At 65.7% G+C, this 15,068-nt stretch carries 13 protein-coding genes; 7 read left to right on the top strand and 6 right to left on the bottom strand.

Features of this window, described 5'->3' with window-relative positions; translation table 11 throughout:
* Nucleotides 1–130 precede the first annotated feature (130 nt).
* On the top strand, nt 131–1,771 hold the full coding sequence (locus ARTH_RS13840) for a hypothetical protein (RefSeq protein ID WP_043429900.1): 1,641 nt from the start codon (nt 131–133) through the stop codon (nt 1,769–1,771).
* Between the two features lie 24 nt (nt 1,772–1,795).
* Here ARTH_RS13840 and ARTH_RS13835 read toward each other — a convergent pair whose 3' ends face one another.
* Nucleotides 1,796–2,623, bottom strand: coding sequence for a caspase family protein (locus ARTH_RS13835; protein WP_011692565.1), 828 nt, complete (start codon nt 2,621–2,623; stop codon nt 1,796–1,798).
* A gap of 296 nt (nt 2,624–2,919) precedes the next feature.
* On the opposite strand from ARTH_RS13835, the gene ARTH_RS13830 reads away from it, so the two are divergent.
* The 6 genes from ARTH_RS13830 to ARTH_RS13805 all read left to right on the top strand — a co-directional run bounded on the left by ARTH_RS13830 (nt 2,920) and on the right by ARTH_RS13805 (nt 10,089).
* A complete protein-coding gene (locus tag ARTH_RS13830; RefSeq protein ID WP_011692564.1) occupies nt 2,920–4,554 on the top strand; it encodes an ABC transporter substrate-binding protein in 1,635 nt (544 codons plus the stop codon).
* A gap of 128 nt (nt 4,555–4,682) precedes the next feature.
* A complete protein-coding gene (locus tag ARTH_RS13825) occupies nt 4,683–5,774 on the top strand; it encodes an ABC transporter permease (RefSeq protein ID WP_011692563.1) in 1,092 nt (363 codons plus the stop codon).
* 1 nt (nt 5,775) lies between these two features.
* A complete protein-coding gene (locus tag ARTH_RS13820) occupies nt 5,776–6,801 on the top strand; it encodes an ABC transporter permease (RefSeq protein WP_011692562.1) in 1,026 nt (341 codons plus the stop codon).
* A complete protein-coding gene (locus ARTH_RS13815) occupies nt 6,798–8,492 on the top strand; it encodes an ABC transporter ATP-binding protein (RefSeq protein ID WP_011692561.1) in 1,695 nt (564 codons plus the stop codon). Before ARTH_RS13820 ends, ARTH_RS13815 begins: the two co-directional genes overlap by 4 nt.
* A gap of 124 nt (nt 8,493–8,616) precedes the next feature.
* Nucleotides 8,617–9,060, top strand: a complete 444-nt coding sequence (locus ARTH_RS13810) for a chorismate mutase (protein ID WP_011692560.1) — start codon at nt 8,617–8,619, stop codon at nt 9,058–9,060.
* Between the two features lie 3 nt (nt 9,061–9,063).
* Entirely contained in the window at nt 9,064–10,089 is a 1,026-nt protein-coding gene (locus tag ARTH_RS13805) for a hypothetical protein (RefSeq protein WP_011692559.1), read from the top strand.
* Here the strand turns inward: ARTH_RS13805 and ARTH_RS13800 are convergent.
* Genes ARTH_RS13800 through ARTH_RS13780 form a run of 5 tightly spaced genes read right to left on the bottom strand, consistent with a single transcriptional unit; the run spans nt 10,086 to nt 15,032 of the window.
* The gene (locus ARTH_RS13800) at nt 10,086–10,799 is read right to left on the bottom strand and encodes a DUF4166 domain-containing protein (protein ID WP_011692558.1); all 714 of its coding nucleotides are present in this window, start codon (nt 10,797–10,799) and stop codon (nt 10,086–10,088) included. The genes ARTH_RS13805 and ARTH_RS13800 overlap by 4 nt on opposite strands.
* A 28-nt stretch (nt 10,800–10,827) precedes the next feature.
* The gene (locus ARTH_RS13795) at nt 10,828–12,120 is read right to left on the bottom strand and encodes a DUF58 domain-containing protein (RefSeq protein WP_043429898.1); all 1,293 of its coding nucleotides are present in this window, start codon (nt 12,118–12,120) and stop codon (nt 10,828–10,830) included.
* 4 nt (nt 12,121–12,124) lie between these two features.
* Nucleotides 12,125–13,153 (bottom strand): AAA family ATPase, encoded by a 1,029-nt coding sequence (locus ARTH_RS13790; protein ID WP_011692556.1) that lies wholly within the window; start codon nt 13,151–13,153, stop codon nt 12,125–12,127.
* Complete coding sequence (locus tag ARTH_RS13785; RefSeq protein ID WP_052309698.1) at nt 13,150–14,397, bottom strand: DUF4350 domain-containing protein; 1,248 nt, start codon at nt 14,395–14,397, stop codon at nt 13,150–13,152. Before ARTH_RS13785 ends, ARTH_RS13790 begins: the two co-directional genes overlap by 4 nt.
* Entirely contained in the window at nt 14,394–15,032 is a 639-nt protein-coding gene (locus ARTH_RS13780) for a DUF4129 domain-containing protein (RefSeq protein ID WP_232223519.1), read from the bottom strand. Before ARTH_RS13780 ends, ARTH_RS13785 begins: the two co-directional genes overlap by 4 nt.
* Nucleotides 15,033–15,068: the final 36 nt, after the last annotated feature.

Raw genomic sequence — 15,068 nt, 5'->3', positions numbered from 1 at the left:
CGTCCTGCGTCGCGCGCCGCCGTAGTCAATCATGCCTGCGACCGCAATAATTGAGGCCTGGGGAACCAGACTTGACGCAGACCATCCCTTCACCAGGTATGGCTGCAAAGTTCAGGAAAGCGGGCCCGCTATGGTCTCTGCAGCGCTCGGAATCGGGCATGGCCTCGAGATGGTCGCGCTTACTGCGCTCGCCGAAGGCCCCTTCACCCGCAAATCAGGAAAACCGCTCACCACCAGCATCCGCGTTCCCGTGGAGAGGCTCGTCAACGGCCCGGTTGGAGCACGCCTCGCGCTGCGGGTGCGGGCTCCCGGAGCTGACGGGCCCCGGCCTATTTCCCTGTCCGTCGACCGCAACGAATGGTGCATTGACGACCAGCCCGCCCCGGCCGGGCTCGAGGAGTTGCTGGCCGACAGCCGGTTTTTGGCCCAGCATGTCTATGCGGTGGCGACGGCCACTCTCCAGGCCTTTGAAGTGACCCTGGGCCGCCGGATGGGATGGGCCTCGGGCCACCGGCTGGTCATTAGTGTCTACGACAAGGTCCCGTACGCCTCCACCGGCTACGACCGCGAGCGCGGCCTGATCCGTTTCGGGCACAGAACCGATGACCGTTCCAAGCGTTCCGTACCGCTGGCGCTGTATCACGACCTCGTGGCCCATGAAGTGACGCACGCGGTCCTTGACGGTTACCGGCGCCTGTGGACGGACGGCGACGCGTTGCTTGACGGGTATGCCATGCACGAATGCATAGCGGATCTCGTGGCAATGCTGAGCGTGTTTTCATCCCCCGAGCGGGTGGAACAACAGTTATCAGTGGCCGTTCCGGGCCCTGACGGCAGGCGGGGCGGCGTAGCCGCCCGGAACATGGAAAAGGAAGTCCTGGCGTCCGGGCTCTTCGGGCTGGCGGACGGACTGTTCTCCCGCGGCGCCGCCCGTAGGCCGCTCGACATGGACGTGCCGTTCGAGTGGCGGCTGGATCCGGAACCACACCGGCGGGGCGAGATCGCCGTGAAGGCGGTGCTGGACGCCGTCGTCAAACTCTGGCTGCAGCGGCTGGAAAAGCCGGGCGGCCGCTCGAGCCGCTACCAGGTGGCCGAAGCCGGAGCGCATCTTGGGCACCAGATGCTTGGGATGGTGCTGCGGGGGCTCGCCTACATGCCGCCGGTGGACCCGGGCTGGGAGGACTTGCTACGCGGAATCCTCGCAGCCGACGCAGTGCTGGTGCCGACGGACATGATGGGGTACCGGCAGGCCGTGCGGGACGCCTTTTGGGACATCGACCTTTCCACGGAACCCGATGAGCTACTGGACGGGCTGAAGCATCTTCGCGATCTGCGCTACCCGGTCCGGTTGTCTGCGCTGGCCGCCGATCCCGAGGAGGTCAACCGGTTCATGTGGGAAAACCCGCGTTTGATCGAGGCAGCGGGCATCGACCAGGACACGAGCACCGTTGTGAGCCGGGTGCGCCCCAGCACACGCGTGGGACCGGATGGTTTCGTCGTCTCCGAAATCGGCGCCTCCTACGTGCAGTCAGTCACCATGTCGAAATCCGAAGCAAGGAACAAGCTTGGCCTCCGGGTGGACAGCGACTACTACACGGTACGTGGCGGGGGTCTGCTGCGTTTCGATGAGGGCGGACGGCTGTGTTTCGCCGCGCTCAAGCCGGTCATGGACGCGGAGTGGCAGCAGGAAAAACTGGAAACCATCAAACGGGAAGCAGGGGTAAAAATGCCGACGGCAACGTACCACCCGGAGGATGAACGCCGGGAGTGAGCCTGTGTCAGCTACCCCTCTCCGTCAGCTTCCCCACGGAGCTTTCCGTGCCGCCGTCGAGCCTTCCAGCTGGGCCACCTGGTCGAACCCGCCGGCCCGGAGGCCTTTGCTGACCAACTTGAGCAGGTCGGCCCGGCCCAAGGTGCCGTCGCCTGTGACGGCCTTGATGAAGTTGTACGTGAAGGCGCCGTTGTAGCGTCCGTCGAGGAAGGCATCGGCGGCCGTCTGGTCGGCCCGGCAGGCAGCCAGGAGGACCGGCTTGACGCCCCTGCCGGCCTTGACCAGGTCCCGCAGTGCCCTGGTGTCGCTGAACTCGGTGGCGGCAACGCCGCGGGCTGTCGGTGCCGGCAGGAAGCGGGGCCGCCGCCCGGGCAGGAGGTCCAGTGATTTCAGGCCCGTGCCGCTGTGGCATGTGTCCAGTACGACGTCCATGAGCACGCCGTCAGGCAGCCGGGCAAAGAGGGTGAACAATTCGTCGTCCGAAATGACGGTGCCCGGGTCCCATGAATCGCCGGTGTTGTTGATGTCGTAGCAGGCGAAGGCCTCGTCCAGCCGGTCCGCCTCGTCGTCGCTGGTGTCCGGAATCTGCGTCCCATGGCTGGAGAAAGTGAAGACGATATGCTGCAGTTCGCCTGCGGCAGCGCGGTCCATCATCGAATTGAGCTGCGCCATCACCTGCCCCTTCGTGGCCTGGGAATCCAGCAGCACGGAGATCTCCGTGGGAGCGAACCCATACCCGGCCTGCAGCAGTCCGGCGAGGTCCCGGGCGTCGTTGGCGCAGCCCTGCAGCCAGCTGGATTTCGGCAGATGTTGAAATTCGTTGATCCCTACACAGAGGGCGGCTTTGCTCATGATGTGTTCCTTTAGCCGGGTAGGGCAACTCTATTCCCGGGGGGAAGGCTGTTCAATGGAAATCACCGAGGCTGTTTCGCAATCGTTCCGCCGGAGGCTGATCCGGCCTGAATCCTGAAGAAAACGATAGTTTTGCCCCAATCAGGTAAATTTTGTGTCTCATCTCACAGGTTGTAACGATTCATCGCGCCGTCGTCTGATTGAATCGTGTGATCAGGACAACGTCCCGCCCACCGAGTCCAACTGATCCAGTTGCGTGGCGGCACGCGTGTACTCATCGAACAGAAAGTCCACAGATGGCAATGAACAAAAAGGCCCTGCACAGCGCTATCGCGCTCGCGGGTGTTTCCGCGTTTGCACTGACAGCCTGCACAGGTCCGTCCGGCGGCGGCGGAACTTCCACCGGCGGCGCCGGAGGCGGAACCATTACCTACGGCACCACGGACAAGGTCGTTACCCTCGATCCTGCGGGCTCGTACGACGCCGGTTCCTTCATGGTGATGAACCAGATCTACCCGTTCCTGCTGAACGCCAAGCCCGGCACGGCGGACGCCACACCCGATATCGCAGAGTCCGCGGAATTCACGAGCCCCACGGAGTACACCGTCAAGCTCAAGTCGGACCTCAAATTTGCCAATGGACACGCGCTCACCTCCTCCGACGTGAAGTTCTCCATCGACCGCGTGGTCAAGATCGCGGACGACAACGGCCCTGCCTCGCTTCTGGGCAACCTGGAGTCGGTTACCGCCAAGGACGACTCCACGGTGGTCTTCAAGCTCAAGGCCGGCAATGACCAGGTCTTCCCGGGCGTCCTTGCTGCCAATGCAGGACCCATCGTCGATGAAGAGGTCTTCCCGGCGGACAAGCTCATGAGCGACGACGAAATCGTCAAGGGCAAGCCGTTCGCCGGCCCCTACACGATCGAGAGCTACAAGAAGAACGAGCTTGTGAGCCTGAAGGTCAACCCGGACTACAAGGGCCTGCTGGGCAAGCCCGCCAATGACGGCGCGAGCATCAAGTACTACGCCGATTCGAACAACCTCAAGCTCGACGTCCAGCAGGGCAACATCGACGTTGCCGGCCGCAGCCTGACCGCTACGGACGCCGCTGACCTCGAAAAGGACTCCAAGGTCACCGTCCACAAGGGTCCCGGCGGCGAGCTGCGCTACATCGTGTTCAACTTCGACACCATGCCGTTCGGAGCGAAGACCGCCGAGGCAGATCCCGCCAAGGCGCTCGCCGTCCGCCAGGCCATGGCGAACGTCGTTGACCGCGACGCCATCGCAACCCAGGTCTACAAGGGCACCTACCTGCCCGCGTACTCCGTAGTCCCCGACGGGTTCGTCGGAGCCATCCAGCCGCTCAAGGAAATGTACGGCGACGGCAGCGGCAAGCCCAGCCTGGACAAGGCCAAGAAGGCATTCTCCGAGGCAGGCGTAACGGCCCCGGTCAACATTAAGCTGCAGTACAACCCCGACCACTACGGCAAGTCCTCGGGCGACGAATACGCCATGATCAAGGAACAGCTGGAGAAGTCCGGCCTCTTCAAGGTGGACCTGCAGTCCACTGAATGGGTGACCTACTCAAAGGACCGCACCAAGGACGTCTACCCGGTCTACCAGCTCGGCTGGTTCCCGGACTACTCGGACGCGGACAACTACCTGACCCCGTTCTTCGTACCGGGCAACTTCCTGAAGAACCACTACGAAAACCCGTCCGTGACGGACCTGATCACCAAACAGCTCACCACTGTTGACAAGGCAGAGCGCGAGAAGGTCCTGGGTGAAGCCCAGACGTCAGTTGCCAAGGATCTCTCCACGCTGCCGCTGCTGCAGGGCGCCCAGCTCATGGTCGCCGGAAAGGACGTCAAGGGTGTTGAAAAGACCCTGGACGCGTCCTTCAAGACCCGTCTTGGCGTGATTTCCAAGTAGGTCCAGTTCCCCATCCGGTCCTGACCAGCCCAAAAGGCGGGGCGCCACGGCGTCCCGCCTTTCGTGCTGAGGCAGGGCAACAGATTCCGGGGCTCACGAGGCCGCCGGAAGCACACATTTAGGTACCAATGACAACACTTATCGAGGCGCCGCCAACCGACGCCGACGGCCTGCTGCCGTCAAAGAAGAAGTCGTCCGGCGGGGGACTGGGCCAATACATCCTGATCAGGTTCCTCCTGATTTTTCCAACCATCCTGATTCTGGTCACGATGGTGTTCTTCCTGATGCGGATCACCGGTGACCCTATTACCGCCGCGCTCGGCGGACGGCTCCCGCCCGAGCAGCTGGCCGAGAGGATCACCGCGGCCGGCTACGACCGTCCGATCCTGGTGCAGTACTTCGAGTACCTCGGGCAGCTGCTGACCGGCAATTTCGGCACGACACTCTCCGACAACCGCCAGGTCACGGAGATGCTGACCACCTACGGTTCCGCCACCCTTGAACTGACCATCAATGCGTTGCTGGTCGCACTGCTGGTGGGCATCCCGCTCGGCATGATCGCGGCGCACCGCCGCGACAAAGCACCCGACGCCGTGCTGCGCATCTTTGCGATTCTTTGCTACGCAACGCCGGTGTTCTTCTCCGGGCTGCTCTTCAAGCTGACCTTCTCCGTATGGCTGGGTTGGCTCCCGGTTGCCGGACGCGCCAAGACGTCCAGCGAACTGCAACTCACCTCGCTTCAGGCTCCCACCGGCATCTACTGGCTGGATGCCGTCCGCAGCGGCAACATGGCCGCCCTCGGTGACGTCATGGCACATGCTGTGCTGCCCGCCCTTGCCCTCGGACTGTTGACGGCCGGCATCTTCCTGCGCCTGGTCCGCACCAACGTCATCGGCACGCTCGGCAAGGACTACGTGGAAGCAGGCCGTTCACGCGGCGTCAGCGAATTCCGCCTGGTGACCAAGCACGCCTACAAGCCTGCCCTTATTCCCATCATCACCGTGATGGGCCTGCAGATCGCAGTTCTGCTCGGCGGTGCGGTGCTGACCGAAACAACCTTTGAATGGAAAGGCCTGGGCTTCCAGCTGGCCACCTACCTGACGGCCCGTGACTTCGTGGCTGTCCAGGGCATCGTGGTCCTCCTAGCAGTGATCGTGGCCGTGACCAACTTCATCGTGGACATTGTCGCCGCGCTGATCGACCCCCGCGTGAGGTACTGACATGAGCACCGATTCCCTGGCGACTACCTACAAGGATCCGCGGGCCTCCTGGTTCCGTCGCCTGCCCGTCGTCTCGCATTTCAACAAGAGCGTCGGCCTGCAGCGCGGAATGCTTGTCACCGGGCTCGTCCTGACGGGCATCTTCCTTCTCACCGCCATTCTTGCGCCGCTCATCGCCCCCTACGGCTTCTCGCAGATCTCCGACGCCGACGGCGGGTTCCCCGCCCAGCAGGCACCGGGCGGAAAGCACCTCTGGGGCACCACCGTGGGCGGCTACGACGTCTTCTCCCGGGTTGTCTGGGGCGCGCAGACCGCCGTCCTGGTGATTGTGGTGGCCGTGGTCATGTCCATCTTCATCGGTGTGATCCTGGGCCTGGTCAGCGGCTACATCGGGGGCTGGCTGGACCGCATCCTCGTGGTGATCGCAGACGCCGTCTACGCCTTCCCGTCCCTCCTCGTTGCCATCGTGATGGCGATTGTCATTAGCGGCGGCAGGTCCAGCCTGTGGGGCGGCATTGTGGCGGCGGCAATTTCGATCACCGTGGTGTTCATCCCGCAGTACTTCCGGGTGATCCGGGCGGAAACCATCCGCCTGAAGGCCGAACCCTTCGTGGAATCGGCGAAGGTGGTGGGAGCGTCCAACGTCCGGATCATGAGCCGCCACATCTTCAAGAACGCCACCCGCACCCTGCCGCTGATCTTCACGCTCAACGCTTCGGAAGCCATCCTGACGCTCGCAGGCCTGGGCTTCCTGGGCTTCGGCATTGAACCGACGTCAGCCGCTGAGTGGGGCTTCGACCTCAACAAAGCCCTGGCGGATACCACCTCAGGCATTTGGTGGACGGGCGTGTTCCCCGGCTTGGCAATTGTGCTGACTGTTCTGGGACTCACGCTCGTGGGCGAAAGCATCAACGATCTCAACGATCCGCGCCTGCGCGGGCGAAAGAAGGCAGTCTCCGCCAAGGGCGGGCCGGATTCAACCGCAGGCGCGCAGGCAGCGATCCAAGGAGAAGTGAGAAGTTCATGACCCTCAACATAGACAAGCGCGGCACCGGTCCTGTCCTGGACATAGACCACCTGAAGGTCACGTTTGCCACCGACGCAGGGGATGTCTACGCCGTCAAGGACGTCAGCCTCGAGGTCAACCCGGGCGAAGTCGTGGCAATCGTCGGCGAGTCCGGTTCGGGCAAGACGGTAACCGCCAAAACGATCCTGGGCCTGCTTCCGGAAACGGCGATCAGTTCCGGTGCGGTCCTGATCAACGGCAACAACGTGATCAGCGTCAGCCCGGCCAAGCTCCGGCAGATCCGCGGCCGGGACGTCGCCATGGTGTTCCAGGAACCGTCCACGGCGCTGAACCCGGTCTTCACCGTGGGCTGGCAGATCGCCGAAGGCATCCGCGCCCACGCCCACGGCAAGGGCGGGCGGGTATCAGCAAAGGAAGCTAAATCCCGTGCGATCGACGCGCTCCGGAAAGTGGGCATCCCGGATCCCGAAAACCGCGTTGATTACTATCCCCACCAGTTTTCCGGAGGCCAGAAGCAGCGTGTGGTCATCGCGGCCGCGCTTGCCCTCAACCCGGGGCTGATCGTCGCCGATGAACCCACCACAGCCCTTGACGTCACGGTTCAGGCGGAGATCCTGCAGCTGTTGAGGGACCTGCGGGACAAGTACGGCACCTCGATCGTGTTGATCACCCACAACATGGGGGTGGTGGCCGATCTCGCCGACCGGGTGGTGGTGATGTACCAGGGCGACGTCGTCGAGGAGGCAACCGCCAAGGTCCTGTTTGCCGAGCCGAAGCAGGAGTACACGCGCAAGCTCCTGGCCGCTGTTCCGCACCTGGGCAGGAATTCCGCCTCCCAGGGAATGACCGAGCGGGCCCATCAGGACCGGAAGGTCCTGGTGGAAGCGAAGGGCCTGACCATCGAATACCCCGGCAGGCTGGGCAGCCCCGGCTTCAAGGCCGTGGACGGCGTGAGCTTCACGCTGTCCGAAGGCGAGGTCTTCGGTCTGGTCGGTGAATCGGGATCCGGAAAGACCACCATCGGACGCGCCATCGCGGGCCTTAACCGCACCACGGGCGGCAGCCTGAAGGTGCTGGGATACGAGATGCTGAACCTCAAGGAACGGACGTTCAAGCCCCTCCGGAAGGAGATCGGCTTCGTGTTCCAGGATCCGGCCGCGTCCTTCAACCCGCAGCTGACCATCGGTGACTGCGTTGCCGAACCGCTCATCATCCACAGCAATCCCACGCCCGCCCAGGCGCGGAAACGAGTGGGCGAACTGCTCGAATCTGTGCAGCTGCCGGCGGCCTACGCTGAACGCTTCCCGCACGAGCTCTCCGGCGGGCAGCGTCAGCGCGCGTCACTGGCCAGGGCGCTCATCCTGAACCCGAAGCTGCTGATTGCAGACGAGCCCACGTCGGCCCTGGACGTTTCCGTCCAGGCCGTGGTGCTGGAACTGTTCAAAGACATCCAGGCTGAGTTCGGGTTCGCTGCGCTGTTCATCAGCCACGACCTCGCGGTGGTGGACATCCTGTCCCATTGGGTTGGTGTGCTCTACAAGGGAAAGCTCGTGGAACAGGGGCTTGGCACCCAGGTGATGGGAACTCCCCGGCATGACTACACGCGCCGGCTCATCGCGTCGCTGCCCGTGCCTGATCCGGACGAACAGGCCAAGCGCCGGGAAGCGAACCGCTCGCTGCTCGCCGGTTAGTTCCATACCGTGGTGGTGATGCCCGCTGTCCAGCCCGGACGGCGGGCATTTCCGTCCCCCAGGCAACGTTGCGCGGACGCTTAACAGCCACGGGGAATTGGCGGGGTGCCCATAGACTGGAATCATGACCGAGCAGAACCAAGACCTTCCAGACGCCGATTCCTACGACCCCGCGGCCAGTTCATTGGCCGGACAGGTGGACCAATCGGTCATGGCGGAACTGCTGTCTATCCGGTCCAGCATCGACAATATCGATGCCACGCTTGTCTTTCTCCTGGCCGAGCGGTTCAAGGCCACCCAGAAGGTGGGCTTCCTCAAGGCGGCGCACAAACTGCCCGCCGGGGACCCCGGCCGGGAAACCGCCCAGATTGCACGGCTGCGCCGCCTTGCCGAAGAGGCGCACCTGGATCCGGCCTTTGCGGAGAAGTTCCTGAACTTCATCATCGGCGAGGTTATCCGGCACCACGAAGCCATTGCCGAAGACCACCAGGCGGCCGAGAACAACGGAACGGCTGCAAGCCGGCCGGTCCTTTCCTCGCCCGCCCCCTCCACCGCCGTAGACGCCTAGGCCATGCCCGAATCGCAGGTAACTGCCACCGCCCTGGGGCCGTGGCCGGGTGAGGACGCGCTGGAGGCAACGCGGATCATCCGCGGCGAACTCGGCAGCCCGCACTTGCCGTTCCTCGTGGAGCTTCCGGACCGCGGAGTCGGCTCGGATGCGCTCGGCAGGACGGCTTCGCTCCTGGTGGACCTCTCCGTGGACGTCCAGCCCTACGGTTGGCGGATCGTGGATCGGCCGGGCAAGGACCTCATGCGGGCGAAGTCGGCGCTCTCCACGGACATCAACATCCTTGCCGACGTTGCCGGGACCGAAGACAGTCCGGCGGGGGACTTCAAGGTCCAAGTGCGCGGACCACTCAGCCTGGCCGCCGGGCTGCACCTCCACAACGGCGAACGTGCCCTGTTGGACTACGGCGCCCGGCGCGACATTGCAGAATCGCTGGCGGCCGGTGTTGGCGATTTCCTGGCACGCATCCGCACGGCCGTGCCCGGGGCCCGGCTGGTGGTCCAGGTCGATGAACCCGATATTGCGGCAGTCCTCGCCGGCACGATTCCAACCTCCAGCGGCTACCGGACCTTGCGCGCTGTGCCGGGCCGGGAAGTGACAGAGTCGTGGCGGTTGGTCATTGATGCCATCAGGGCCGCCGGTGCCGCCGAAACGGTCATCGCGGTTGCCGAAATTGAGGCGCCTTTCGAGCGCATTCTCGCGGCAGGGGCGGACGGGATAGCAGTTCCGCTCAAGGCGCTGACATCCCGCCAATGGGAACAGCTCGCCGGTGCGGTCGAGGCCGGGAAGAGCCTGTGGGCCGGCGTGCTGCCCGCCGGCCACCCCGCTGCTTCCCTGCCGCGCGTCCAGGAAGCCGTGGAGAGTGTGTGGCGGCCCTGGCGGCAGCTTGGTCTACCGGCTTCCTCGCTCGGTTCAATCCGGGTGACGCCATCCGAGGGGCTGTCCGGGCACACACCGTCCTCCGCCACCGCGGTCCTGGTCCGCCTCACCCAGGTGGCGGACGGGCTCAACCAGCTGGCACTCGGCTAAACGCGGCTTTCCCACCTGTCCGGCCGGGCGTAGCCCGGGAGGTGGCCAGGTGTCGTGGCGGCGCCCGGATAGGAACGGAGCCGGTAGTCGAAGCTCCCCGCATAAACCAGGACAAGTCCCAGCTGCGGCTGGATCACCTTGACCTGGATCCGGTGCTTGCCGCTTTCGCCCTCCGACGGTTCCCACCACTGCTCCGCGAAGGCCTTGGCATCCAGTGCCGCCGGCAGCGGGATGCGCAGCGGGCCCAGGAAGAGCCGGGACGCTTCGGAGACGCCGCGGAGCCGGCCTTCAGCGGTCACGCTGAGGTTGAGGTCGGTGACGAGGCGCCGGTAGCGGCCGACGTAGTCCACGAGTCCCGGGCTGCTTCGGGACTCATCAAAGCTGGTGGTGTCGTGGAACAACCGGGTGCGGCCGGGAAAGTGGATCTCGCGCCTGGCGGTCAGGCTTGACCGGCCGAACGGATCGAGGTGCGCGTGGTTTTCGATCCGGAAAGGAATGCGCTCACCGTACTCCGGGAAGAACGCTTCCTCCCCGGCGGTCAACCGCAGCAGCGGGCGGAGCCACGTCTGCCGGCACCCGACGACGTCGAACACCCCCTCTCCGACGCCATAGCGTCCGGAGCCGGGGGCGAGCGAGAAGTATTCCTGGAGCTCGGGCTGCAGTCGGGCAAAGTCGCTGCCCAAGGCCCGCTCATAGATGGGGGTGTTCACAATAGCCTCCTGGTTTTCGACACGTGGGTCATAGTCTTCCTGCCGCTTTGAGCCGGATGTAGGCGTCCGCGAGCGCGGGTGGCAGCTGGTGGGGTTCGGCGTCCACGACTTCCACCCCCATTTGGCGCAGCTGGATGGCCACTGCCTCGCGTTCCAGCAGTGCCCGTTCGGCGGCTGCCGCGCGGAACACCTGTGCCGCCGTCGTCCGTTCCTTCTGCATCGTGCCCAGCATGGGGTCCCGCACGGAGGCGATCACCACCACGTGCTGCTGCGCGAGCTGCGCGGCCATCGGCAGCAGTCCTTCTTCCGGCGCGCCGCTGTCCAGCGGGGTCAGCAGCACCACCAGTGAGCGGTGCGCGGATATCTGCCGGATCTGGCCCGGAACCTGGCTCCAGTCCAGCTCAATGAGCTCCGGTTCCAGCGGCGCCATGGCCTGCACGAGCTGCCCCAGCAGGTTACCTTTGGATGCGGATCCGGCCCGTCCGCGTATCCGCCGGTCGAAGGCGAAGAAGTCCACGCGGTCGCCGCCGCGTTCGGCGAGGACGGCCAGCAACAGGGCCGCCTCGATTCCGGTGTCAAGGCGGGGTTCGTCGTCGATCCTCGCCGCCGCCGTCCGGGAGGTATCGAGCATGATCACCACGCGCCGGTCCCGTTCAGGACGCCAGGTGCGGACGACGACGGCGGAGCGCCGTGCCGTGGCGCGCCAGTCAATGGAACGGACGTCGTCACCACGGACATAGTCGCGGAGGGAATCGAACTCGGTGCCTGGCCCTCTGATCTGGACCGCCGCTTTTCCGTCGAGCTCGCGCAGTTTACGGAGCTTGGATGGAAGATGGCGTCGCGAGTGGAACGGCGGCAGCACCCGGACGGAGCCAGGGCACGGAAGTGTCCGCTGCCGGGCGGCCAGCTGCAGCGGCCCGAAGGCCCGGAGAGTCACATGCGGTGCCTTGAGGTCGCCGCGCCGGGCAGGCGTCAGCAGAACCTTCATTCGCCGCCGCTCACCGGCCGGAACGTCCACGCGCTGGCGCGGATTCTGCGCACCGGCAGATGGCTGCCAGGCGTCCCGCACCAAGGCGCGGAGCGGACGTGAACCGGTATTCCCGATGGTCAGGACCGATTCGGCGCTGCCGGTCAGTGTGACGTTCCCGGGCAGGGTCCGGTCCAACGTGATTTTCCGGGGGGATGCGGCCATGGCGAGGTCCAGGAGCAGGACAGCGCACAGGACCAGGCAGACCAGCAGGACCGTGCCCCAGTCTGGAAACAGCATGATGGGCACCAGACCTGCCAGCGCCAGAAGTACGTACCGTCCCGATATAGCCATGGAGTCAGCGGGGCACGGGAACGGTAGCCAGGATGCTGGCGAGGACGCCGTCAACGTGCACGCCGTCCATCTGGGCTTCCGGCTGCAGGGCAACGCGGTGGCGGAGGCAGGGGAGGGCCAGGGCCTTCACATCATCCGGTGTCACGAACTGCCGCCCGGAGAGCCAGGCCCACGCGCGGGCGGCACTCAGCAGGGCTGTCGCGCCGCGCGGGGACACGCCGAGCTGGAAGGACGGCGCCGCGCGCGTTGCCCTCGCAATGTCAACGATGTAGGCGGCCACCTCAGGCGCCACCTCCACCGCAGCCACCGCCAGGCGTGCCTGCTCCAGCTCGGCCGCACCCGCCACCGCGCGTACGCCGGCGGCAGCCAGGTTCCTGGAGTCAAAGCCGGCCGCATGCCTGCGGATGACCTCGATCTCGTCGGCACGCCCGGGCAACGGCATGGCAAGCTTCAGGAGGAAACGGTCCAGCTGGGCCTCAGGCAGGGGATAGGTGCCCTCGTACTCCACCGGGTTCTGCGTGGCTGCAACGATGAACGGGACCGGAAGCGGGCGTGAGGTTCCGTCCGCCGAAACCTGGCGTTCCTCCATCGCCTCCAACAGGGATGCCTGCGTCTTCGGCGGAGTCCTGTTGATCTCGTCAGCCAGCAGGATGTTGGTAAAGACCGGGCCCTCGCGGAAGCTGAACTCCGAGGTCCGGGAGTCGAAGACCAGCGAGCCGGTGATGTCGCCGGGCATCAGGTCAGGGGTGAACTGCACGCGCTTGGTGTCCAGGCTTAGCGCTGCTGAGAGTGTGCGGACCAGCAGGGTCTTGGCCACGCCCGGAACCCCTTCGAGCAGGACATGCCCGCGGCAGAGCAATGCGATGAGCAGCCCGGTGACGGTGGAGTCCTGGCCGACCACGGCCTTGGCAACTTCGTGCCGCACATCGAGCAAGGCCTGGCGGACGGGATCGGTGCCCGCCGTGGCCTCGGCGGTTGCGAGCGCGGGGCCGCCGGGGCCGCCCTGCGTGAATCCGTTGGTCTGCTCACTCATCGGGCGGTTACCTCTTTCTCTAGTGATTCAAGTTGCTGGGCCCAGTGCACCAGTTCGGTCTCCGTCCTGGGACGGGCCTCCAGCACGCCGGCCGCGTCTTCGCGGGTGCGCCCAAGGTGCCGCGCGGCGGCGTCGACAATCGCCGGGGACTCAGCATCCGCTCCCAGTCGGAGGACCCGGGCGAGCCGGACCAGCGCACCCGCCCTGAGGCTGTCCGCTGCACGGTCCACGGCGTGGGCGTCATGGTACAGCCGTGCGCGGCCTTCGGCAGTCTCCACGGCCTTGACCACTACGGGCAGCGGTTCGAAGACCAGCGGTCCCAGCCGCCTTCCCCGCCAGGCCATCGCCAGCACTGCCACCAGGGCAAGCCAGGGGCCGAGGAAAGCAACCCAGGGCGGTGCGAGCTCATCCAATGTCTTCGGGGTGTCCTCTGCGGTGACATCCGCCAAGCCGGGAAGGTACCAGACGAGTGTGTCCGAGGACCCCAGTGTTCTGAAGGCCAGGGCGGCGTTACCTTGTTCATCGAGCAGGCGGTTGCTGAAGATCTGAGTGCTGCCCACCACTGTCAGCCTCCCGTCGTCACTGCTGGCAAAGAGCCCGCCCAGGCCTTCCGCGGGTTCGTAGCAGACGCGGTTGGCCTGATACAGGTAGGCGGAGGCCGCCGAGACCGCCCCGGCTGCGGCGGGATCGTCCAACGCGCAGCCCGGGTCCAGGGTTGCCGATCCCGCCGGCACGACTCCGGCGGGACGGATGCCGCCGCCGAGGGCGCTGAGCGTGCTCAGCCGGGGAGTAATGACCACCATCCTGTCCGTGGCCTGCTGCAAAGCCTGCAGCTGGTCAGCGTCCAGGTAGCCGTTTCGATCGTAGAGGAACAATGTGGGTCCGGGCCCTTCCCCGGCTCCTGGGGCGCTCCCTTCGGAGGCGCTGTCCCTGGAGGCGCTGTCCAGCGCCGACATCGTTGCGTCGAAGGTGTCGGTCTGGCGGACGTCCACGCCTTGCCTTCCCAGTATTTCCGCTGCTGCCCGTGCTCCCTCCGGAGCAGCGTTGCGTGCAGACAGGGGCAGGCCGTCGCTGCGGGGCGATTGCTGGGCCAGGATTGTCAGCCCCACGCCTACGGAAAAGGCCAGAATCAGCAGGGTCCACGTCCGGTGCCGGCGGATCCATGCCGTGACGGCGTGACCCGCTCTGCCGCCTCCGGTCACCGTAGGTTCCGGCCGCTTCTCCGACTCCACGACAGGCGTCATCGGGGCAGCTCCAGGTGGTCCGCGGTGGTCCGGCCGTAGTCGGGTCTTGCTGTTTCAAGTAGCTGGTCCAACGCCACCATGCCGGCGTGGTCCCCGGCCGTGGCACCGGCGCTGCCGTATCGTACGCCGTCGAAGACGCCGGCGGCACGCCGAAGCGCAGCGGCATGGCTGCCGAAGGCGCCGGCAAGCTGGCCGGCCACTTCATCCGCGGTCCGGCCGGGCCGGGGGTCGATAACGGTGCGCTCCTCCGCAGCCCGGACGATGGCACGGAACTGTTCGACGACGGCGGTGCGCCACTCGCCGCGAGCCGCCGCGGCTGCCGCGCGCCGGCGGTATTCTGCCGGGCTGATGGAAGGATCCGCGTCGACGTCGTTCCTGTCCGGGCGGCGGCGCCGGGCGTTCAGCCGGGGGCGCGCCAGGAGGATGGCCACGGCGATAAGGACGATAATCGTCACTCCGATGGCCGGCACTGCGACACCGCTGTGGACTGCGGGGTCGCCGCTGCCAAGCGATCGCAGCCATTCTGTGAACTGCCGCCACAGATCGGTCAGCCAGTCGGGCTCGGCATCCCCGTATACGGGTTTTGCGAGCTCCTCGACCGCCCACCTGCGGGCCTCCTGCCTGTCGGGCTCCACGGGAGGTTCGGCCTGCGTGCGGCTTAACGTCGAATG

This window comes from Arthrobacter sp. FB24, from assembly GCF_000196235.1.
Classification (GTDB): domain Bacteria; phylum Actinomycetota; class Actinomycetes; order Actinomycetales; family Micrococcaceae; genus Arthrobacter.
Note: the sequence above shows the minus strand (reverse complement) of the source record. Positions and strands in the feature narration are given on the sequence as shown.

What these genes read in the sequence shown, in the direction of transcription:
- ARTH_RS13810 (WP_011692560.1), top strand. Translation starts at nt 8,617, where the DNA reads ATGACCGAGCAGAACCAAGACCTTCCAGACGCCGATTCCTACGACCCC.
- ARTH_RS13785 (WP_052309698.1), bottom strand. Translation starts at nt 14,397, where the DNA reads ATGACGCCTGTCGTGGAGTCGGAGAAGCGGCCGGAACCTACGGTGACC.
- ARTH_RS13805 (WP_011692559.1), top strand. Translation starts at nt 9,064, where the DNA reads ATGCCCGAATCGCAGGTAACTGCCACCGCCCTGGGGCCGTGGCCGGGT.
- ARTH_RS13835 (WP_011692565.1), bottom strand. Translation starts at nt 2,623, where the DNA reads ATGAGCAAAGCCGCCCTCTGTGTAGGGATCAACGAATTTCAACATCTG.
- ARTH_RS13795 (WP_043429898.1), bottom strand. Translation starts at nt 12,120, where the DNA reads ATGGCTATATCGGGACGGTACGTACTTCTGGCGCTGGCAGGTCTGGTG.
- ARTH_RS13825 (WP_011692563.1), top strand. Translation starts at nt 4,683, where the DNA reads ATGACAACACTTATCGAGGCGCCGCCAACCGACGCCGACGGCCTGCTG.
- ARTH_RS13830 (WP_011692564.1), top strand. Translation starts at nt 2,920, where the DNA reads ATGGCAATGAACAAAAAGGCCCTGCACAGCGCTATCGCGCTCGCGGGT.
- ARTH_RS13840 (WP_043429900.1), top strand. Translation starts at nt 131, where the DNA reads ATGGTCTCTGCAGCGCTCGGAATCGGGCATGGCCTCGAGATGGTCGCG.
- ARTH_RS13820 (WP_011692562.1), top strand. Translation starts at nt 5,776, where the DNA reads ATGAGCACCGATTCCCTGGCGACTACCTACAAGGATCCGCGGGCCTCC.
- ARTH_RS13790 (WP_011692556.1), bottom strand. Translation starts at nt 13,153, where the DNA reads ATGAGTGAGCAGACCAACGGATTCACGCAGGGCGGCCCCGGCGGCCCC.
- ARTH_RS13815 (WP_011692561.1), top strand. Translation starts at nt 6,798, where the DNA reads ATGACCCTCAACATAGACAAGCGCGGCACCGGTCCTGTCCTGGACATA.